This is a genomic window from Mycobacterium sp. NPDC050041, from assembly GCF_049541695.1.
Taxonomy (GTDB): domain Bacteria; phylum Actinomycetota; class Actinomycetes; order Mycobacteriales; family Mycobacteriaceae; genus Mycobacterium.
This window is the reverse complement of record NZ_JBMVDG010000010.1, coordinates 1-19539: the sequence shown is the minus strand read 5'-3', so window position 1 is coordinate 19539 and position 19539 is coordinate 1. Positions and strand designations below refer to the sequence as shown.

25 protein-coding genes and 1 pseudogene are annotated in these 19539 nt (G+C 66.4%); 13 read left to right on the top strand and 13 right to left on the bottom strand.

The genetic code is table 11. The annotated features are described in order from the left end of the window. Positions 1-22 precede the first annotated feature (22 nt). The 3 genes from ACPCHZ_RS24535 to ACPCHZ_RS24525 all read left to right on the top strand — a co-directional run bounded on the left by ACPCHZ_RS24535 (position 23) and on the right by ACPCHZ_RS24525 (position 2545). Positions 23-1429 (top strand): purine-cytosine permease family protein, encoded by a 1407-nt coding sequence (locus ACPCHZ_RS24535; RefSeq protein ID WP_423487142.1) that lies wholly within the window; start codon positions 23-25, stop codon positions 1427-1429. 67 nt (positions 1430-1496) lie between these two features. Next, on the top strand, positions 1497-1973 hold the full coding sequence (locus ACPCHZ_RS24530) for a TspO/MBR family protein (RefSeq protein WP_423487141.1): 477 nt from the start codon (positions 1497-1499) through the stop codon (positions 1971-1973). After that, a complete protein-coding gene (locus tag ACPCHZ_RS24525; RefSeq protein WP_423487140.1) occupies positions 1958-2545 on the top strand; it encodes a phosphate-starvation-inducible PsiE family protein in 588 nt (195 codons plus the stop codon). The genes ACPCHZ_RS24530 and ACPCHZ_RS24525 overlap by 16 nt, the downstream gene beginning before the upstream one ends. Positions 2546-2569: 24 nt before the next feature. Here the strand turns inward: ACPCHZ_RS24525 and ACPCHZ_RS24520 are convergent, their stop codons facing one another. Both ACPCHZ_RS24520 and ACPCHZ_RS24515 read right to left on the bottom strand, forming a co-directional pair. After that, positions 2570-3622 carry a tartrate dehydrogenase gene (locus ACPCHZ_RS24520; protein ID WP_423487139.1) on the bottom strand — a complete coding sequence of 351 codons (1053 nt, stop codon included), beginning with the start codon at positions 3620-3622 and terminating at the stop codon, positions 2570-2572. Then, positions 3619-5223, bottom strand: coding sequence for an SLC13 family permease (locus tag ACPCHZ_RS24515; RefSeq protein ID WP_423487138.1), 1605 nt, complete (start codon positions 5221-5223; stop codon positions 3619-3621). Before ACPCHZ_RS24515 ends, ACPCHZ_RS24520 begins: the two co-directional genes overlap by 4 nt. Before the next feature lie 98 nt (positions 5224-5321). On the opposite strand from ACPCHZ_RS24515, the gene ACPCHZ_RS24510 reads away from it, so the two are divergent. Further along, the gene (locus ACPCHZ_RS24510; protein ID WP_423487137.1) at positions 5322-6020 is read left to right on the top strand and encodes a TIGR02206 family membrane protein; all 699 of its coding nucleotides are present in this window, start codon (positions 5322-5324) and stop codon (positions 6018-6020) included. Positions 6021-6030: 10 nt separating this feature from the next. Here ACPCHZ_RS24510 and ACPCHZ_RS24505 read toward each other — a convergent pair whose 3' ends face one another. Both ACPCHZ_RS24505 and ACPCHZ_RS24500 read right to left on the bottom strand, forming a co-directional pair. Next, a complete protein-coding gene (locus ACPCHZ_RS24505; RefSeq protein ID WP_423487136.1) occupies positions 6031-6417 on the bottom strand; it encodes a hypothetical protein in 387 nt (128 codons plus the stop codon). Between the two features lie 37 nt (positions 6418-6454). After that, the gene (locus ACPCHZ_RS24500; RefSeq protein WP_423487135.1) at positions 6455-6835 is read right to left on the bottom strand and encodes a hypothetical protein; all 381 of its coding nucleotides are present in this window, start codon (positions 6833-6835) and stop codon (positions 6455-6457) included. Between the two features lie 132 nt (positions 6836-6967). Between ACPCHZ_RS24500 and ACPCHZ_RS24495 the strand changes: the two genes are divergently transcribed. The 4 genes from ACPCHZ_RS24495 to ACPCHZ_RS24480 all read left to right on the top strand — a co-directional run bounded on the left by ACPCHZ_RS24495 (position 6968) and on the right by ACPCHZ_RS24480 (position 9802). Then, the gene (locus ACPCHZ_RS24495) at positions 6968-8176 is read left to right on the top strand and encodes a sensor histidine kinase (RefSeq protein WP_423487134.1); all 1209 of its coding nucleotides are present in this window, start codon (positions 6968-6970) and stop codon (positions 8174-8176) included. After that, a complete protein-coding gene (locus ACPCHZ_RS24490) occupies positions 8173-8835 on the top strand; it encodes a response regulator (RefSeq protein ID WP_423487133.1) in 663 nt (220 codons plus the stop codon). Before ACPCHZ_RS24495 ends, ACPCHZ_RS24490 begins: the two co-directional genes overlap by 4 nt. Before the next feature lie 79 nt (positions 8836-8914). Continuing rightward, the gene (locus tag ACPCHZ_RS24485; protein ID WP_423487132.1) at positions 8915-9343 is read left to right on the top strand and encodes a DUF4383 domain-containing protein; all 429 of its coding nucleotides are present in this window, start codon (positions 8915-8917) and stop codon (positions 9341-9343) included. Positions 9344-9475: 132 nt separating this feature from the next. Then, entirely contained in the window at positions 9476-9802 is a 327-nt protein-coding gene (locus ACPCHZ_RS24480) for a hypothetical protein (RefSeq protein ID WP_423487131.1), read from the top strand. Positions 9803-9815: 13 nt separating this feature from the next. Here ACPCHZ_RS24480 and ACPCHZ_RS24475 read toward each other — a convergent pair whose 3' ends face one another. The 4 genes from ACPCHZ_RS24475 to ACPCHZ_RS24460 all read right to left on the bottom strand — a co-directional run bounded on the left by ACPCHZ_RS24475 (position 9816) and on the right by ACPCHZ_RS24460 (position 12693). Beyond that, positions 9816-10301 carry a cupin domain-containing protein gene (locus ACPCHZ_RS24475; RefSeq protein ID WP_423487130.1) on the bottom strand — a complete coding sequence of 162 codons (486 nt, stop codon included), beginning with the start codon at positions 10299-10301 and terminating at the stop codon, positions 9816-9818. A gap of 59 nt (positions 10302-10360) precedes the next feature. Then, positions 10361-11386 carry an alpha/beta fold hydrolase gene (locus ACPCHZ_RS24470; RefSeq protein ID WP_423487129.1) on the bottom strand — a complete coding sequence of 342 codons (1026 nt, stop codon included), beginning with the start codon at positions 11384-11386 and terminating at the stop codon, positions 10361-10363. A gap of 568 nt (positions 11387-11954) precedes the next feature. Further along, positions 11955-12311 carry a hypothetical protein gene (locus ACPCHZ_RS24465; RefSeq protein ID WP_423487128.1) on the bottom strand — a complete coding sequence of 119 codons (357 nt, stop codon included), beginning with the start codon at positions 12309-12311 and terminating at the stop codon, positions 11955-11957. A 124-nt stretch (positions 12312-12435) separates the two neighbouring features. Then, positions 12436-12693, bottom strand: coding sequence for a DUF3297 family protein (locus ACPCHZ_RS24460; protein ID WP_423487127.1), 258 nt, complete (start codon positions 12691-12693; stop codon positions 12436-12438). Between the two features lie 138 nt (positions 12694-12831). Here ACPCHZ_RS24460 and ACPCHZ_RS24455 point away from each other — a divergent pair, with 138 nt between their 5' ends. After that, a complete protein-coding gene (locus tag ACPCHZ_RS24455) occupies positions 12832-13383 on the top strand; it encodes a YaeQ family protein (protein ID WP_423487126.1) in 552 nt (183 codons plus the stop codon). A gap of 60 nt (positions 13384-13443) precedes the next feature. Here the strand turns inward: ACPCHZ_RS24455 and ACPCHZ_RS24450 are convergent, their stop codons facing one another. Next, positions 13444-13839 (bottom strand): tautomerase family protein, encoded by a 396-nt coding sequence (locus tag ACPCHZ_RS24450; protein WP_423487125.1) that lies wholly within the window; start codon positions 13837-13839, stop codon positions 13444-13446. A gap of 195 nt (positions 13840-14034) precedes the next feature. Between ACPCHZ_RS24450 and ACPCHZ_RS24445 the strand changes: the two genes are divergently transcribed. The 3 genes from ACPCHZ_RS24445 to ACPCHZ_RS24435 all read left to right on the top strand — a co-directional run bounded on the left by ACPCHZ_RS24445 (position 14035) and on the right by ACPCHZ_RS24435 (position 16767). Further along, positions 14035-14181: a hypothetical protein gene (locus tag ACPCHZ_RS24445; protein WP_423487124.1), complete on the top strand. Its 147-nt coding sequence runs from the start codon at positions 14035-14037 to the stop codon at positions 14179-14181. 11 nt (positions 14182-14192) lie between these two features. After that, positions 14193-15869 carry a GMC family oxidoreductase gene (locus ACPCHZ_RS24440; RefSeq protein ID WP_423487123.1) on the top strand — a complete coding sequence of 559 codons (1677 nt, stop codon included), beginning with the start codon at positions 14193-14195 and terminating at the stop codon, positions 15867-15869. Between the two features lie 88 nt (positions 15870-15957). Next, positions 15958-16767: an LLM class F420-dependent oxidoreductase gene (locus tag ACPCHZ_RS24435; RefSeq protein WP_423487122.1), complete on the top strand. Its 810-nt coding sequence runs from the start codon at positions 15958-15960 to the stop codon at positions 16765-16767. Between the two features lie 39 nt (positions 16768-16806). Here the strand turns inward: ACPCHZ_RS24435 and ACPCHZ_RS24430 are convergent, their stop codons facing one another. From ACPCHZ_RS24430 to ACPCHZ_RS24420, 3 genes are all read right to left on the bottom strand, one after another. Then, entirely contained in the window at positions 16807-17271 is a 465-nt protein-coding gene (locus ACPCHZ_RS24430) for an SRPBCC family protein (RefSeq protein WP_423487121.1), read from the bottom strand. A 76-nt stretch (positions 17272-17347) separates the two neighbouring features. Then, on the bottom strand, positions 17348-18169 hold the full coding sequence (locus ACPCHZ_RS24425; RefSeq protein WP_423487120.1) for an alpha/beta fold hydrolase: 822 nt from the start codon (positions 18167-18169) through the stop codon (positions 17348-17350). Positions 18170-18295: 126 nt separating this feature from the next. Further along, positions 18296-18754, bottom strand: coding sequence for a RidA family protein (locus tag ACPCHZ_RS24420; RefSeq protein ID WP_423487119.1), 459 nt, complete (start codon positions 18752-18754; stop codon positions 18296-18298). 63 nt (positions 18755-18817) lie between these two features. Between ACPCHZ_RS24420 and ACPCHZ_RS24415 the strand changes: the two genes are divergently transcribed. Beyond that, the gene (locus ACPCHZ_RS24415; RefSeq protein WP_423487118.1) at positions 18818-19285 is read left to right on the top strand and encodes a MarR family winged helix-turn-helix transcriptional regulator; all 468 of its coding nucleotides are present in this window, start codon (positions 18818-18820) and stop codon (positions 19283-19285) included. A gap of 59 nt (positions 19286-19344) precedes the next feature. Here ACPCHZ_RS24415 and ACPCHZ_RS24410 read toward each other — a convergent pair. Beyond that, a pseudogene (locus ACPCHZ_RS24410) lies at positions 19345-19539 on the bottom strand (hypothetical protein); the annotation flags it as partial.

Below are 19539 nucleotides of genomic sequence, written 5' to 3'. Positions count from 1 at the left end.
CCGGCCGTGGTCGAATGAACCCATGACTTCCGGCCCGACGTCGAACGCGCTGACCGCGGCGACCTTCACAGGTCACCGACCCTCGGGGGTGGGGGACATGTCCGTGGAGACCCACGGCATCGCGCCCATCCCCACCGACCAGCGGTACGGCAAGCCGTCCCGGTTGTTCACGGTGTGGTTCGCGCCCCAGGTCACCATGAGCGGGGTGTTCACCGGCACGCTGGCCATCGTGCTCGGCCTCGGCTTCTGGCTCGGGATGCTGGCGATGGTCATCGGTACCGTCCTGGGTTCGCTTGTGGTGGCCTACCTTTCGACGTGGGGACCGCGCACCGGGACCGGTCAGCTGCCACATTCCCGGATGGCGTTCGGCGGTGGGGTGGTGCTGCCGGGAGTGCTGCAGTGGGGTTCGTCGATCGCGTGGGACGCACTGGTGGGACTGTTCGGCGGCGAAGCGCTCGCGGCGCTGCTCGGCATCCCGTTCTGGGCCGCGGTGCTGATCGTGCTCGGCGTGCAGGGCGTGGTGGGGTTCTTCGGCTACGAGCTGATCCACCGGCTGCAGGCCGTGCTGACCGTCGTCCTGTTCGCCACCTTCCTGGTGTTCGGCATCAAGGTCGTCAGCAGCCACGACGTGATCACCGCCGCCACCGTGGCGGGCCCTGACCTGGTGGGTGCGTTCGTCCTCGAGGTGACGATCGCATTCAGCCTCGCCATCTCCTGGGCCAGCTACGCCGCCGACTTCAGCCGCTACCTGCCGGCGACCTCGCGGCGCGCCAAGGTCTTCGGATACACATTCGCCGGAATAGTGTTGGCGTACATCTTCGTTCAGGCGATCGGCATCGCCGCCGCCGACCTGCTCGCCGACCAGACCGCAGAAGGCGTGCGGTCGGTGATGGGCGGCGGCGTGGTCGGCGGCCTGGCGCTGGTGGTCATCGCGCTGGCCTCGGTGGGATCCGGGGTGATGAACGACTACAGCGGTTCGCTGGCCTTGCAGACGGTCGGCGTCCGGGTGCGCAGGCCGGTGTCGGCGGTCATCATCACGGCGCTGGCGTTCCTGCTCATCCTGTGGCTGCACGCCGCCGACACCGCGACCAGGTTCACCGACGTACTCCTGCTGGTGAGTTACTGGATCCCGGCGTTCGTCGCCGTCGTCGTCATCGACTGGCGGCTGCGCAGCGCCGGCCGGGACACCGTCGATCCCGCTGCCGAGCACACCGACCCGCGGGACGCGGCGGTGGCGCTGGCCGCGTTCGTGATCGCCTACCTCGCCGCGATGCCGTTCATGCACACCACGCTCATCGAGGGATTCGTGGCCCGGGCGTGGCACGGGGCCGACATCGCCTACTTCGTCAACTTCGCGGTGGCGGCGGTCCTCTACGGCGGCTACCGGATGGCCACGCGGCGCCGCGTGCGCGGCCCCGTGGTCGTCTGACTTTGGCAGCGGCGGAGATTCGCGAAGCCGCGATTCGGGTATCGCTCATCCGACGAAAGGGGTCCCCATGCGGGCAGCCACCCTGGCCAAGACGGCCGGAGCAGTGTTCGCCACCGCGGCAGTGGGCGGTCTGGCGAGTCGGCCGGCCGGGTCGGCGTGGTACGCGAAGCTGAAGAAGCCGAGCTTTCAGCCCCCACGCCAAGCCTTTCCGATCGTCTGGCCCATTCTCTACGCCGACATCGCGGCGGTGTCGGCGGCGACCCTCGACGAGCTCGACGAATCTGCGCCCGCGAAGGCGCGCGCCTACCGCGTCGCGCTGGCGGCGAATCTCGTCCTCAACGGCGGCTGGACGTGGCTGTTCTTCAACCAGCACCGGCTCGGGACGTCGGCGGTGGCAGCGGCGGCGCTGACGGTCAGCAGCGCCGACCTGACCCGGCGTGCGATCGAGGCGCGCGGACCCGGCGCGGCGGTGCTGGCGCCGTATCCGCTGTGGTGTGCCTTCGCCACTGCGTTGTCCAGCAGCATCTGGTGGTTGAACCGCTGATGGCGAAGCCGACGCGAGAAGCCAAGGACGCCAAAGACGCCAAGAACGAAGAGAAGGAAGACGATCGGCAGCGGTTCGCCGACCGTGCCCTCGGCGTCATGGAGGACGGCATCTACTGGGCGATCGCCGTCGTTCTGGTGATCGGGTCGGGCGCCCTGCTGGTCGCCCAGTTCAACACGATGCTGCGACTGCGCAACTCGCCTGCCTCGACGGTCATGCTCGAGGTGCTCGACGGGCTGCTGCTGATCTTCATCTTCGTCGAACTGCTCTACGCGGTGCGGTCGTGTCTACGGTCCCACGAGATCGTCGCCGAACCCTTCCTGATCGTCGGCATCCTCGCCGGCATCAAGGAGATCGTCGTGCTGTCCGTGGAGGCGGCGAAACTGCTCGACCAGGGCCCGGTGTTCGCCCGCGCCGTCGTCGAGATCGGGGTGCTCGCGGGCGTGGTGCTGGCCCTCGCGGTAGCCGCGTTCGTGCTGCGGGAGCGGCGGCGTGACACAGAGGACGCCGGGAAGCAGGTCGCCGAGGAGGAAGCCGAAGAAGAGGACGACGCAGAGTCCGCGTCCGATTAGGCTGCCGCCGCGCTGTTCCGGGCTTCAGCGCAGAGCGTCCACCAGTGCCTCGGTCACCTCGCGGGTGGAGGCGGTGCCGCCGAGGTCGCCGGTGCGGGTGTGCGGTTCGGCCAGGGTCGCCGTCATCGCGGTGACGATGTCCGCGGCGGCCGCCGGGTGACCGAGGTGGTCGAGCATCATCGCGGCCGACCAGACCGCGCCGATGGGGTTCGCCACTCCCTGTCCGGCGATGTCGGGCGCCGACCCGTGCACCGGTTCGAACATCGACGGGTACTGCTTGGTCGGATCGAGATTGGCTGACGGCGCGATGCCGATCGACCCGGCCACCGCGGCAGCGAGGTCGGAAAGGATGTCTCCGAACAGGTTCGACCCCACCACCACGTCGAAGCGTTGCGGGTGCAGGACGAATTTCGCCGCCAGCGCGTCGATGTGCTCGCTGACGACTTCGATGTCGGGATGGCGGGCGCTGCGTTCGGCGACCACCTCGTCCCAGAAGGGCAGCGTGTGCACGATGCCGTTCGACTTCGTCGCCGAGGTGACGTGTTTGCGCCGGGTCGCGGCGAGTTCCAGTGCGTAATCGGCGATCCGGCTGATACCGACGCGGGTGAACACCGACTCCTGGACCGCCATCTCGTCGGGGAAGCCACGGTTCATCCGCCCGCCGATCTCGCTGTACTCGCCCTCGACGTTCTCGCGGACCACGACGAAGTCCACCCCGTCGGCGTCGCGCAGCGGACTCCGCACGCCGTCGAACACCCGGATCGGCCGCAGGTTCACGTACTGACGGAACGCCCGTCGGATGGGGATGAGCAGGCCCCACAGCGAGATGTGGTCGGGGACGCCCGGCCAGCCGACGGCGCCGAGCAGGATGGCGTCGAATCCGCCCAAGGTGTCGATCCCGTCGGCGGGCATCATCGCGCCCTCGTTGGCGTAGCGTTCGCACGACCAGTCGAAATCGGTGTAGGACAGCGAAATCGAGTGCTTGCCGCACACCGCGTCCAGCACCGCGCGTGCCGACTCGATCACCTCACCGCCGATTCCGTCACCCGGGATCACCGCGATCTTCTGGGCGGTCACGACCCGAGTCCCAGCATTGCGACCAACAGCGGCAGGAACACGATGATGAGGATCGCGCCTGCGACGTCGAAGGTGATACCGGAGCGGATCATCGTGGTGATCGGTACCGCCCCGGACCCGTAGACGATCGCGTTCTGCGGTGTGGACACCGGGAGCATGAAGCCGAACGACGCGGCGAAGGTGGCCGCCAGGGCCGGGACGAACGGATTGACTCCCGCGGCCACCGCCACCGGGATGATGATCGGCACCACGACGGCGGCCGATGCGGTGTTGCTCGTGGTCTCCGACACCACGATCGCCAGCAGCACCGCGAAGATCGTGATCGGCAGGATGCTGGACAGCCCGAGGGAGTCGGCCACCGAGGTGCCGATCGTCTCGGCCAGTCCGGTGTCGGCGAGCAGCGACCCGAAGATGATGCCGGTGCCGAACAGCACGATGGTGCCCCAGTCGATCTGCGCGGCGTCACTCCACCGCAGCGTGAATTCCCGGTTCTGCCAGTCGGTGGGCAGCAGGAACAGCAGCGCCGCGCCGAACACCGCTACGGTGCCCTCGTCGAGCCGGTCGCTGACCGCGGTGTAGATGTCGGAGTCGTTGCCGAAGATGAGCGCGATCACGCCGGGGAAGATCCAGAGCGAGACCGTGATGCCGAAGGCGATCAGAGTGTTCTTCTCCGCCCGGGACAGCTTGCCCATCTCTGCACGCTGTTCGTCGACGTACTCGGTGACACCCTCGATGTGCTTGATCTCCGGCTTGTTCAGCTTGATCAGCACGAACGCGAGCACCACGAACATCAGCAGGCAGATCGGCGCTGCCATCACCATCCACTGGCCGAAGCTGATCCGCTCACCGGTGGCCTCCTCGATGAGTCCGCGGCCGATCAGGTTGGGGGGGCTGCCCACCGGTGTCAGCAGACCGCCGACACTGGCCGCGTACGCGAGCATGAGCATGATGGCGGCGCCGACCTTCAGCCGCAGCGGGTCGAAGTCGTCGGGGACCTTGCCCTGGACCTGCAGCAGCTTCGCCACGACGCCGAGGATGCCGATCGCCGTGGGTAGCAACATGGCGACGGTGGCAGTGTTGGAGACGAACGCCGACAACAGACACGTGATCGCGCCGAAGGCGATGATCACCCCGGTGGTGGACTGCCCCACCCGGGGCAGTGCCAGGATGCGGAACGCGAACCGCCGGGCGAGACCGTGTTTGAGCATCGCCTGGGCCAGGATGAAGGCGCCGATGAAGGTGAACACCGTCGAGGATCCGAAGGGGCCCAGCACGTCGTCGGCCGGTGCCACCCCCATGAAGACCACCACCGCGACGCCGAGCAGGCCGCCGATGGGGATGGGCACCGCCTCGCTCACCCAGAGCACGATCACGCCGAGCAGCACGCCGGCCAATGTCTGTTGTTGCGGCGGGATGTCGATGGGCAGTGCGAGGAAGGCGATCGCGACGACCGGTGCGAGGAAGAGACCGACGGTGCGGCGGCCCTTCTCGAACCGCTCCTCACCCGGCGAGAGGCGCTGTTCACCCAGGCTGCGATATGTGGCGCCGCCCATCAGCGCCTTGTCGACGTCTGTCCTGTTGGCCCGTTCCCCGGCGGTCATGGCGCTCTCCTGACGGCAGCTGGAAGACGTGTGGCTTGCGTCACACCGAGAAGTGGGTGCCCAAACCGGTGCCGGACTAACCGCGCTAACGTGCCCATGTGCCGAGCGCATACCGCGAGTTCACCGCGTACGGGGCGTCGCACTGGGCGGCGATCGCGGTGTTCGTCGCAGGCGCAGTGGCGCTGGTATGGTTCGGCCGCCGTCAGACGCCGGCGCAGTCCCGGCGGTTCGGCCGCATCGTCGGAGCAACGGCGGCGGCGATTTACGCTGTGGCGGTTGTCTATTCGATGTTTCCGCCCAGTCTCGACCGGTCGGTTCCGCTGCACCTCACCGATCTCGCCACCGTGGTGTCGGCGTATGCGTGGTGGTCGCAGCGACATTGGGCGTATGCGCTGGTCTACTACTGGGGTCTGGTGCTGAGCATGCAGGCGCTGATCTCACCGGCCCTGCGCGGGCCCGACTTCCCGCACTACCAGTACCTGGGGTTCTGGTTCATCCACCTGGTCGTCGTGTGGGGAGCCGTCTACCTCACGTGGGGGCGGGGCCTTCGCCCGAACTGGCGCAGCTATCACATCGCCGTGGCGGTGACGTCGGCGTGGATCGTGGTCACCTTCGCATTCAACCGGCTGGCGGGCAGCAATTACGGCTTCCTGAACGGCAAGCCGAGCACCGAGAGCCTGCTCGACGTCCTCGGCCCGTGGCCGGTCTACGTGGTCGTGGGTACGGCCGCGGTGTTCCTCGTATGGGCGTTGATGACATGGCCGTGGACGCGGGCGGTGCGCGGCGTCCGGCGGTGAGGCGCGGGCCTCAGTACGGGGTGAGCACCGTGCGGTGCGCCAGCGGCTCGGCCAGCGGTACGTCGAGCGTCCCCGACACCGCGATCATGATGCAGGCACGGGCGACGGCCTCGGGCCGGGCACCGCTGCGTAACCGCACCTCGACGGTGTCGGCGTTCTCGAGCACCGTGGCGTGCACACCGAAGCACTCGGGTGTGCCGGCCGTGAACCGAAGTCGCAGCGTTCGGCCGCCGTCCTGCACGGTCCACGAGTTCACCTGGAGCGGATGGCTGTCGACGATCTGCGGTGTGTCGACGAATTCCACCGAGCCGTCCGTGTCGGGATCCGCCTGTGCGGTCGCGGGCACCGATGTGGCGATCCCGATCAGGAGCACGACGGCAGGCAGCAGATTCCGCACCGTCACACCGTAGTCCGTCGACGTACTACCGCGGACGTCAGGCGACGGTCCGGCGGTTCGCCTCCGGGCTCGAGTGGATGGCGATGATCCGCTGCTCGCCGCGTTGCAGGCCGCGCACCCGGACCGAGCGCCGGGCCGCGGCGTCGAGCAGTGCACGCAAGCCGGGGTGGCCCGCCGCCAGCTCGGCGTGGGCCTGCTCGGCCGGGACGTCGTCATGCACGGCTTGGTCGAGCCGGGCGGCCAGCATGGTCATCCAGCGGTGCCGAAGCGACAGCAGCAGCCCTTCCTCGTCGCCGAAGAGGCGTCGCACATCGGCGGCCCGCGCATCGAGGTCGAGTGCGCCTTCCGGGTCGGCGGTGGCTTGTTCGATGAGATCAGCCATGAAGGCCATGCGTTCGTGCAACTGTGACCATGTCATGCCTCGACGCTACGAACTGGTACGGGCGTACGCGTCGTGCTGCGGGTCGATCGCCGTTGCGACCCTGGTAGGACGACACCTACCGACCACGGGATGATGTACGGCCGCGGCCGACTCTTCTACGATGGCACGATGCCGCGTCAGGCAGAGCGCCACCTGCGGAGATGCCTCCGCCGCGGGGCCGAGATGATTCCGCTCGGCTACACGTGGCGGTTCGTGATGGCCGTCGACGCCACGATGCTGGGCGTCGGTCTGGTCGCGGCACTGCAGCGCCCGCTGTCCGACCTGCCGATCGCGATCGTCGCGCTCCTCGTGTCGCTCACGCCGTGGTTGTGCTTCTTCACATTCGGTACCAAGCACGAAGGATTCGCGTTGTGCGTGGCGTGGACGGCTGCCACCGGCATCCTGCTGTTCGCGACCTCGGCGCCGGTGGCCGATGACTTCGCACCGTTGCTGCTCGGCCTGATGGTCGGTGTGGTTGGCGCACTGACCGCGATGACCGGCGGCTTTCTTGCGGCGTCGGCAGCGGCGGTTCTGCTGCTGGTGGCGTCCGCGCTCGGTCGCGTCGACTCGCTACCGCTGTACCTGAGTTTCATCGGGATCGGTTGGCTGGTCGGATATCTGATGAACGGTCAGAGCCAGCTGCTGATCCAGCAGCAGCAGGCGCAGGCCCGGCTCGCCGAACTGGCCGCCGGTGAGGAACGCCGCCGCATCGCCCGAGAGGTGCACGACGTGATCGCCCATTCGCTGTCCATCACGCTGCTGCACGTCACCGGCGCCCGGCGCGGACTGCAGGAGGACCGTGACGTCGACGATGCCGTCGAGGCGCTCGAGCAGGCCGAGCAGCTCGGACGTCAGGCGATGGCCGACATCCGCCGCACCGTCGGGTTGCTCGACACCGCCACGGTGAAGATGGCGCCTGAACCCGGTGTGGCCGACATCTACGGCCTGGTGGAGGATTTCGCGCGCGCCGGCGTGCAGGTGGACCTTGTCGCGGACGGTCCGCTGGACCGGGTGACCGCCGCCGTCGGCCTGGCGCTGTACCGGATCACCCAGGAGTCGCTGGCGAACGTCGCCAAACATGCCGTGGACGCCCGGTGTCACGTCGCGCTCACCATCACCGCCCATCACGCGGTGCTGACTGTCACCAACGACATCCCCGTCCCCGTCGGCGCGGTCAGCCCGGGGGAGGGCCGCGGCATGCAGGGCATGCGCCAGCGCGTCGAATTGCTTGGCGGACAGATCGATGCCGGACCGTCCGGAGGTGAATGGTCGGTGCGTGCTGACATCCCGCTGGCCGACGGGAACGCCGGCCGACCGCCGAGACACTGTCCGCTGTGAGCCACGAGACGGCCGAGATCGCCGCGCTACTGGTCGACGACCAGGAATTGGTGCGTTCGGGTTTGCGGCGCATCCTTCGTCGCAAGGACGGCATCGTGGTCGTCGCCGAATGCTCGGACGGCGACGAAGTCCTCGAAGCGGTCGAGCTGCACAGGCCCGATGTCGTGGTGATGGATCTGCGGATGAAGCGGGTCGACGGTATCGAGGCCACCCGGTTGCTCGCCAGCGGAGGCGGACCGCCGGTGCTCGCGCTGACGACGTTCAACGACGACGACCTGCTGTCCGGTGTGTTACGGGCCGGCGCAGCGGGTTTCGTCCTGAAGGACTCGTCGGCCGAGGAGCTGATCCACGCCGTACGCGCCGTTGCCCGTGGCGACAGCTACCTCGATCCCGCGGTGACCTCGCGGGTGCTCAACGTGTATCGCGGTGCGGCACAGTCGTCGCCCGAACCTGTCGCGGCAGGTCTGACGTCCCGGGAACTGGATGTCCTGACGCTGATCGCCCGAGGCCGGTCGAACGGTGAGATCGCCGACGAGCTGTTCATCTCCGGTGTGACGGTGAAGAGTCACATCGGCCGCATCTTCCTGAAACTCGGTCTGCGGGACCGGGCGGCGGCGATCGTCTATGCCTACGACCACGGGATCGTCTCACCCAACTGACGCGTGTGATCTCGCAGAACCATTGGCATCGACTACTACGACGCGTAGTATACGACGCGAGGGTCAGGGAGGGCGCGCCATGCGGTGGAGTTTCGCTCAGGTCGGATTGCTGGTCATCTGTGTCGTGCACCTGATTCAAGCGGTCGTCGGATTCATTGCCGAACCCAGCTTCGCGACCGGACCCGACGCGCCAACGGTGCAGATTCTCGGGATGGACTACAACGGCTGGCACGCGCTCGCCGGCGTTGCGCTGTTCGGACCCGGACTGGTGTTCGCGATGCGCAAATCGTGGTCGGTGCTGTATCTGCTCGCCGCGGCGGTGGCCGGTGCGCTGCCGGGAATCTGGGCGTTCTTCTCCCAGCAGGTCGCCTACGTCTTCACCTTTCCGAACAACGTCACCGACGCGGTGGTGCATCTGGTGATCGCTGCGGTGATGATCACGGTGGCGGCGGTGCAGATCGTCCTCGACGGCGGCATCAAGAATTCACTCGCCGATCTGCGGGGCTGAGCAGTCGTCGCGGGTAGTCCACGGCGGACCAGTCTCCGAAGTCGAGTGGCGTAGTACTCGCAGCCGCGAACCCGGTCGGCGCAACGATCGAGTCCTGGGTGACAACACCCGGAAGCGAGGAAGGAAAGCGCCATGAACCAGATCTCGATCGCCTGCACCGCAGCCATCGGCGCCGTGGCCATTCTTGCCGGCTCGACCGTGGCGCACGCCAATCCGGCGACACCCATGCCGGTCATCGAGTCGTCTGCACAGCAACTGTGCGGTGCCATCAACGCCGATCCCACCGAAGACGGAGTCTTCGCGGGGATGGCCGGCCTGGACGACGGACGGCTCGACGATATGGACGGGGCGCTGGTGTTGATGACTGCCGTTCACCACGTCTGCCCGCAGCACGAGGAGCTGATGATGAGCGTCATCGACCCGATGGCGGCCGAGGAAATCTGCGGCAAGCCGGCATGAGGTGACGTCGGCGCTACGCCTTCTCGAGGAAGGTGGTGTCGTAGCGGGCGTAGAGCTCGGCCCACTGCGCCCGATCCGGCGGGCCGCCGGTGCGGTCGATGATCTCGGCAAGCTCGCGAAAGTACTCAGCGAAGCGGGCCGGAGCGAAGGTGCCAACGATGCGACCCGTCCCATGCCCGGCGTTGCGGAAGGTGTGGGGCCGGCCGCGCGGGACATAAAGAAACGCACCGGGTTCGGCGCGCACCTGCTCGGCGCCGAAGGTGAACTCATAGGTGCCGTCGACGACGTAGAACGTCTCGTCGTGGCCATGGTGGATGTGTTGGGGAGGGCCGGTTACACCGGGTTCGGATGTGTACTCGTAGAACGTCATCGCGTCAGCGGTGTCGGCGCCGTCGATCTTGAGACGCATCGCGCTGTCGCCCAGAAACTTCAGGCGCTCGCCGCCGTCGCGCTCCAGCTGCAGGTAGGACCCGACGGGGAGGTTGTTGTCGATACTCATGGATTGAGTATTCGAGCGGCGACCCGTAGGCACATCCCCGAACTCGGCCAATCTTGCCGCTAGCGGTTGGCGCCGGCGGTGATCAGCGCGGCGAGCTGCACGCGGGTCACGCCGAGTTTGGTGTAAATCCGCTTCAGGTGTGATTCCACGGTATGTCGCGACAAGTGCAGGGCCTGTGCGATTGCCGGATTGGACATCCCTTGTGCGAGGCATCCGGCGACTCGGAGCTCGGCGGGGGTGAGCGAGCTCAGCGGGTCGCCGACGACACCGACCCGCCTTCGAAGGCTTTCCGCGTGGTGCGTGGTGCCAATGAGGAACCGCTCGATCTCTCGCAGGACGGCCGTCACGTCGCCGACGTACGGCAGGTGGTCGTCGCCGTCGACGACGATCAGGTGGGCGTCCGGGATTGTCGCCGCCAGGTGCTCGCCGTTGCAACGCGGAACGAAGCGGTCACTCGCGCGATGCAACACCAGCGTGGGGGCTTTCACCTGAGGCAACACTGACCTGGCGTCATTGCCGATGTTCGCCCGGAAGAGTGCGAGGGCCGCGCCGGGGGAGGCCGCCATGCGCTCGAAGCGGGCCATTCCGGCCCTGGCTCTATCGGCCTGTCGATGCCGCCACAACGACGGAGCGAGGTGTTCCAGAGAGTCACCCGTACCCCAGCGCTTCTCGATGACGTCCTCGAGCCAGTGAATCTTTTCTTCGGACTCGTAGCCGCACGGGAAATCAGGGCTGCCGGTGACCTTGCCGGCGTGGCTGGCGAACAGGACCAGTTTCTCGACGCGGTCGGGGTGCCGAGCGGCGAAGATTGCAGCCATCGTCCCGCCCTCTGAAAACCCGAACAGCGACGCGCGCTCGATCCCTGCGGCGTCGAGTACGGCGCGGATGTCGTCCATCCGGCCCTCCAGCGAAAGCTCGCCGACCACTCGGTCCGACATCCCGGTACCGCGCTTGTCGAAACGGACCAGCGTGGTGAACGAAGCCAGCGCTTCGTAGAACAGTCGCGACAGCCCGTTTTCCAGCTCCAGCTCGAGATGCGATACCCAGCCGGGAATGTAGACGAGGTTGGTGTCGCCGTCGCCCATCACTTGGAACGCGATATGAACATCGCCGCTCAGTGCATACCGTGTATCAGGCACCGGGTACCTCGCAATGATCACGCACGCAGCAGCGTGCCGACGCCCAGCTTAGCTGCACAGCGTGTTCGGGAGGTCGGCGTCGCTCGTGGCCTGAGATCTCGAGAAAGCTGACCACGTACGTGCCCGAGGGCGGCGCTCAGCAACACCGCAGTGCCGCAACGCAATTCGTCACTGTGACGAATTGACGGCGGGATTGGGCAGGGGGCGCAGGCGGCGGTGGTACCGGCTCGGTGGTCTGCGCCGGGGACGCACGGCCGGCCCGCTGGCGAACGGTCCGCGTATGGCGCCAGCTTCGCGCGTGCTTGGGCGATGACGGTCTACAGCGCGGAGCGGCCGTCACTCGCTAGAGGTATAGAAGGTGCTGCGCGCGTCAACATTTGTTGACGGGTGCGCATGCGCACACGGCCCCGCAGCTCAGAATTTTGCCGATAAGCCACATTATGTCAGTTTGTGCGCCGGGCCTCCCGGGGTCTTCCCCCCACCCCTCAACGAGTTCAATCTGGCTGGCGGCCGACTAACACGGAATGGCGATGCCGGTGAACAAGTCCCGGCCGCACTCGACACGGACCGAGCCCGCCGGTGGGTTCGGACCGTCCCAGAGATTGCTGTGTTCGAGGCGGAAGGTGCCGTCCAAGGATCTATATGGCACATTGCCCGTCCCGGGGGCGACGCGGTACCACGTGTGGCAGATATTCATGTCCCAGGCGCCGGGGCTGATACCCGGTCCCGGCGGAGAAGCCAACGACGTTCCTGGGCACCATGTGTGTGCGCCCGGCGGGTCGGCCGCAGCGGTGCCCGTGGCCAGGCTCAGGCCGGCCGCCGCGAGACTGACCGACGTCAGCGCCCCGGCCAGCATCCGTTTGGTGTGCATGTTGATATCCCTTCGTTTGTGCGCACCGTCGATTCGCGGCGTCGTCCCGGCAAGTACACCCGGGAAGTACGTCTACCGATCCCAAAAAGACGGGACCGTCGCGCCGCGTGAGCACGCAGGTGCGCTATTCCGCTCCGCGGAAATAAGGTTCAACCGTGCCACTGAGCTTGACGACCATTGGATTTCCGCGGCGGTCCTTCGCGGTAGGGACTTCAACACGCACCCAACCCTCGGCCACGTTGTATTCGTGGACATTGGTCTTCTCGGCGCCATTGAAGCGAATACCCACGTCGCGGCGAAGCACCTCTTCGCTGTAGAAGGCGCTACGCGGATCGATGGAGAGGTGATTCGGTGGAACGTCTGTGTTGTGATCCTCGGACATGATGGCCTTCGTTGAATGCTGCGTTGGGTGCTCGTGTTGTTCCCGAAGAATCTACGCGACCCTGCCGTAGCGGGATGCCCGTAGCCATTGGAAGCGGCCTGATCGCTCGGGGAACACCACCAGGGTGGACACTATGACGTGGCTCTTTCTGCGACAGTGTTCAAAGTCGAACTCGGCGTCTCCGATGTCGATCACGGTTACTACGCCGATCACACGCTGACCGTAGCCCGTCATCCCAGTGAGACCGATGAGCGGATGGTGGTGCGGTTGTTGGCGTTTGGGCTGCGCGCACACCGGCTCAGCGACGTCGACGGTGAGTTGGCGTTCGGGGCGGGCCTGTCCACCCCTGGCGTACCGGACTTGCGGCTTGCGGACTACACGGGCCGGATCCTGGAGTGGATCAACGTCGGCCAGCCCGATGAACGCGTCTTGGGCAAGGCGGCCAGCCAGGCTGACCAGGTCATGCTGTTCCCGTTCGCCGCCGGCGTGGCCACCTGGTGGCGCACCGTGGGACCCAAAGTGGCGAAGCTGTCGAACCTGTCGGTGGTGCAGATACCGCACGGGCCGGTGCAGCAACTGGCCCAGAGCCTCGATCGACGGGTCTCGGCGCAGGTGATGGTGATGGAAGATCAGGTGACGATGACCGTGGGCGGTGTCGACGTCACCTTCACGCCCGAGCCGTTTCAGTGAACTTCTGAACCCGAGCTGCTGGTCGATAGCGTTGGCCGCCGCTTCCGTCGCGCGATTTAGCTACACGTTGATGTCGAAACCCAAGTCGACGTCGCACGCAGCCTGGCCGCCGCGAACGCCCCAGTTCTCGACAGCGCTCTCCCGCAAGACGATGGTCACATGATCGGGAGGTATACCCAGGGCGCCCAGGCGGTCCACAATCTCGCGATACAGGTTCCGCTTGGCCTGCACCGAGCGTCCGGCGAAACAATCGATCGCCACAAGTGTGTACAGCTCTGGATGAGCCAACTCCGGGGAATGCGCGAACCGGTGTGGCTCATGACCAACCAGCCGGACGTGCTTGTCTCCTGACGGAATTTCGAACGCCGCCACCAACGCATCGTGAACCGCATCGATGATCGCGACCTCTTCATCGGTGGGATATGGCCGTCGAACCTCGATCGTCGTGCTGGGCATCGCCCCACCCTCACACAATGACCGTTGACGATCACCAGATTTTTGGGCGGACGGCCCGCACGAATGCGTTGTCTCGTTTCAAGAGAATCGAGACAAGCGGCCCAACGCCGCTCCCCCGCCGCAAGGGCGGGGGTCGCTGCGGGTCCTGTCACGAATATCGGCCCGACGGTTTGGGCGCTGGAGGACACTGGCTGTATGTCCACTGCGCTCTGGATCCTCGTTGCGGTCCTTGCCGTCGGCACCATCGCCGGTGGCTTGTTGAGGGTACGGGCCTGGTTGCAGAAACCAGCCCCGCCCGAGGTCATTGAGGCCGCGCGCCGTCGCGACGAGGAAAAAGACTGACCACGCCGGAGTTGAGCCCCGTCGCCGAGTTCGACTTCATCATCGTGGGAGCAGGTAGTGCGGGCTGCCTGCTCGCCAATCGGCTCAGCGCCAACCCCGATCACCGTGTGCTCTTGATCGAGGCCGGTGGCAAGGACAACTGGTTCTGGATCAAGGTGCCGGTGGGCTACCTGTACACCATTGCCAACCCCCGCACCGACTGGTGCTTCGCGACCGAGCCCGACCCCGGACTGGCCGGCCGCAGCATTCACTACGCGCGGGGCCGAGTGATCGGTGGCAGCTCGTCGATCAACGCGATGATTCACATGCGCGGCCAGGCCTCCGATTACGAGCTGTGGGCGCAGGCCACCGGTGACGAGCGGTGGCTGTGGGACGGCTCCGGCCAGACACTTTCGATCTACAAGCAGCTGGAAGACTACTTCGGCGGCGCAGACGAGTGGCACGGCGCCGGTGGTGAGATCGCCGTCGAGCGGCCACGAGTGCGCTGGAAGATCTTGGACGCCTGGCAGGCCGCCGCTGCCGAACTGGGCATTGACCCCATCGACGAATTCAACCGCGGAAGCAATGACGGCAGTGCGTACTTCCATGTCAACCAACGGCGTGGCCGTCGCTGGTCGATGGCCGATTCCTTCCTGCATCCCGTCGCCCACCGCCCTAATCTCACCGTCTACACCCACGCCCAGGCGCTGCATCTGCTGATGGACAGCGAGGTCCACGAGGATCAGCGTCGAGGGGCCTGGACGACAGCACAGCACCGCGCCACCGGTGTGCGGCTGCGCAAAGACGGCCAGATCATCGACGTCCAGGCCCGTCGGGAGGTGATCCTGAGCGCCGGAACGATCGGGTCGCCGCAGCTCATGCAGGCCTCGGGTCTGGGTCCGGCCGGGCTGCTCACCCAACACCAGGTGCCGGTGGCCGTCGATCTGCCGGGAGTAGGTGAGAACCTCCAGGACCACCTGCAGCTGCGAACGGTCTACCGGGTGCGGGGCGCCCGGACCGTCAACACGCTCTACCGCAACTGGATCACCCGAGCGGGCATGGGAATTCAGTACCTGTTGCTGCGCTCAGGACCGCTGACCATGCCGCCCTCCACGTTGGGAGCTTTCGCCAAGAGCGATCCCACACTGGCCAGTCCTGACTTGGAGTGGCACGTGCAGCCCCTGTCCTTGGCCAAGTTCGGCGAGCCCCTGCATCCCTTCGGAGCGATCACTCCGTCGGTCTGCAATCTGCGCCCCACCTCGCGAGGTCATGTGCGTATAGCCGGCGCGGATCCGCTGACCTCGCCGCGGATCTCCTGCAACTACCTGTCGACTGACGCCGATCGTCGAATTGCCGTGCTCGGCCTCCGGATGACCCGGCAGATCATGGAGGCGCAACCCCTGACCCGCTACCGCCCAGAAGAAGTGCTTCCTGGCCCCCAACTGAAGAGCGACGAAGACCTGGAGCAAGCGGCCCGTGAGCTGGGGACGACCATCTTCCATCCAGTGGGCACCTGCGCGATGGGGGCGTTCGATCCGCGCGGGCGGCCGCGGTCGGCCGCGACGGTGCTCGACACCGATTGCCGCGTGTACCGCGTCGCCGGCCTTCGAGTGGTTGATGCATCGGCGATGCCCACAATTACTTCGGGGAACACCAACGCGCCGGTCATGCTGATCGCAGAACGCGCAGCGCGGGCAATCTTGGATTGAGACTAGGCGTCGACGCGCCGATCAGGAATAAACCCGCACCCGCTGAACTTGGCTCAAGAGTCGCCTCTCCCCCGACTCAGGAGCATTCATGACCCGTCCCGTCCGCGTCGCCGTGCAAATCCAGCCGGGCGGCACGCCCGACTACCGCACATGGCGCGACGCCGTCCTGGCCGCCGACGACCTCGGCGCCGACGTGATCTTCGGCTACGACCACTTCCACTACCCGGCGATGAAGGGAATCGTCGACGGCAAGCCGGTCCTGTTCGACAAGCAGCCCGACGTCGCCAACTTCGAGGGTTGGACCGCGCTCGCATCGTGGGGCGAGATCACCTCACATGCCGATATCGGGCTCCTCGTCACCGGCGTCGGCTACCGCAACGCGGACCTGCTCGCCGACATGGCGCGCACCGTCGACCACATCAGCGGCGGCCGGCTCATCCTCGGCCTCGGCGCGGGCTGGTACGAAAAGGATTACACGACCTACGGTTACGACTTCGGCACCTTCGGCTCCCGCTTCGACCTGTTCGACGAGAGCTTGATCCGCATCGAGAACCGGCTCGCCGCATTGATTCCGCCCCCGGTGCGCAAGCTGCCGATCCTCATCGGCGGAACCGGGCCCAAGCGCTCGCTGCCCGCCGTTGCCCGGCACGCCGACATCTGGCACGCGTTCACCGACCTCGACGCCTTCCGTAAGTCCAGCGACCGCGTCGACGAACTGGCAGCTTCGTTCGGCCGCAACGGCGCCGACATCGAACGCTCGACGCTGTGGGTGAACGCCGACAGCGCCGATGCCTTCCGCGAGGCAGGAGTCACGTTGTTCCAGACCGAACTCACCGCCAAAGACGGTTACGACCTCACGTCTCTCAAAGAGGTGCTCACCTGGCGCGACAACGGGTAGGACGGAGCGCCAGGTCCGCTCCCCCGATGAGCCGCCCGGTCAGGACGAGGTCTCGGCGGCGAGCTTGGCCAGGGTGTCGTCCAGTTGGTCCTTGGTGACCAGAGGGAAAGCCACCTTCTCGAGGAGCTTCTTGTCGGTGACCTTCGACCAGTCATAGGTGTGGCGTACCAACGTCTCATTCGGTCCCCTGGACTCCAACTCCCACAACCACTCCCATCCTGGAGGCTCAGTGCCCTGAGGCGCCGTCTTCCAGGCCAGCAGCTTGTCCTTCGCATAACCGGACACGTGGTTGTCGGTCTTGTACTCCCCGCCCATGTGGTCGCCCTGCATGTTCATCGTGAACACCTCGCCCACCGCCTGAATCCGGTCAGCGTGATGGACACTGCGGAGGAAACCCGAGCCGTCGAGTGCTGGGTGTCGCTCGGGATTAGAGATGACGTCGAAGACCGCGGCTGCTGACGCATCGATGGTTCGTTCAACGGTGACCTTCGCGTTTTCGCTCATCCCCCCACACTGCCGAACCTCAGCCGTTACGGCAATGTTGCGTGCGGATCGGCGGGTTACCGCTCGAAGTCAGGGCTCACGCCCCCGACGTCACCGCCTTCGCGAATGCCTCCGGATCCTGATCGTGCGCCAGGTGTCCCACGTTCGGGATCACCACCGTGTGGAGGTCCGATCGGTGGCGGGTGAACCGGTGGTGAATGCGATGGAGCCACGCCGGGCTCTGGTCACCGAGGATCCAGGTCATGGGAACCGGTGCGGCGGCGACGGCCCGCGTCGCGACATATTCGACGGAGACGCCGAACGGATGCGGATCGAACTCGACCAGCACCGGTTCCACGTTGCGCCGCATCCCCTCTCGGACTCGGTCAGCAGCAAGGTCGTAGGCGTTACCGCCGGACCGCAGCGCGTAGACAGACCGGAAGAACTTCTCGCCCGCCTCGATTCGGCGTCCGCGGCACTGCTGCCACTTCACCCGGATCGTGGCAGCGAGCACCGCCCTGTCGCCGAGGCGCACGTTGTGGAACGGCGGTTCTATGACGCACAGGCTGCGCATTCGTGACGGGTCTGCGGCCGCCAGCGCCATCGCAACGTTTCCGCCGGAGCTCCAGCCCACGACATGAGCGGGGCGGTCACAGACCTGCTCGAGCAGCGCAGCCAGGTCGTTCGTGTGCAGGCGGTAATCGCGCACCGGCCGATGTGTCGAACGCCCGTACCCGCGGCGGTCGTAGGTGATCACCTGATGATCGGCGGCGAGCAGATCGATGACCGGATCCCAGGTGGTGGCGTCCGCGCCGGTGCCGTGGACCAGAACCAGCGGCTCACCGCGGCCGCGCACGTCGTAGTGCAGTGCGCATCCCGGCACCTCGAGAATGGCCATGCCCAGCTCCCGTTCGTCCATGTCGGCAGTCTCACGTCAACGGTCGCACGGCGTCGGCGGCGACGCCGGCGGACGGGCCGAATCGCGCATCCGTCCTGGCGATCGCAAGCATCGGCCGCCGCCAAGGGCATTCGGGCGCGACGGGTATCACTCAGTCGATGCCCTCCTGCCATCGAGGCCGAGGATGGCGGTCACGCGGATCTCGACGCGCATCTTGGGCGCTCCCAGCGCCGTGACACCGGTCTCGGTCCAGATCGGCGCGTGGTCGGGCATCCATTTGCGGAGCTGCTCGATCATGACGTCGTTGTGCTCATCACCGATGGAGTCCGTTTGGCTGGCAACGTGATACGAATTCAGGTGGACCACGTCGCGCCAGGAGGCGCCGGCAGTGGCGAGGGTCCGCTCGACGTTCTCGAAGGCCCGCTCGATCTCGTCCTTCAGCGAATCCGGGAAGTTCAGGGCGTCGTCCCAGCCTCCCTGTCCGGAGATCTCGACCCTGTCCCCGATCCGCACGGCTTGGCTGTAATGCCGTTCTTTACACAGCATCTCGCCGTATCCCGGCGTGACGAAGAACTCGACCGCTGTACCTGATTTCACTTCATCCATGAACTGAACATACCGCGATTCACTTCACGTGTAAACTCATGCCGGCAAAGACAGGAGGCACCGGTGGCGCGTACCGACGACCCGCAATGGCTCAGCCCGCAGGAGAAAGAGGTCTGGACCAGTCTGATCTCGGTGATCCTGCTGCTGCCTGGAAAACTCGAGTCGCCCCTGCGCGAGGTCGACCTCACGCTTTTCGAATACCTCACATTGAGCCACATCTCGGAAGCTCCGAACCGCCGAATCCGCATGAGCGAGTTGGCGTATCTGGCCAACGGTTCCCTGTCCCGGCTGTCGAACGTCGTCAAGAGGTTCGAGCAACGCGGCTGGGCCACCCGCTCGCCCGACCCCGACGACGGCCGCTACACCATCGCGGCGCTCACCGACGACGGCTACCGTCTCGTGGTCGATGCGGCGCCCATCCATGTGCGCTCGGTGCGCGAACTCGTTCTCGACCGCCTCACTGCCACCGACCAACAGGCGCTGATGCGAATCGCCGGCAAGCTGCGCGTCGTGGGCCCGGACTCGGCGTAGCCGCCTACGACGACGGCCCCCGGAGTGTTCCGGGGGCCGTCGTCGGGTGGGGTCGGGTGTTACTTGACGGTGATGGTGACCGTCGGGCTGTAGGTGTTGTTGTTCTTGTCGTTGGAGCGGATGGCGTCGGGGCGGATGCTGGCGTTGGGGCTGACCGACACGACGCGGGCTTCGTCGAGGGCGACGTCGTTGAGGCGGTTGACCTGAACGCGGTAGCCCTGCGAGCGGAGTTCTTCGATGGCTTGTTCGGCGTT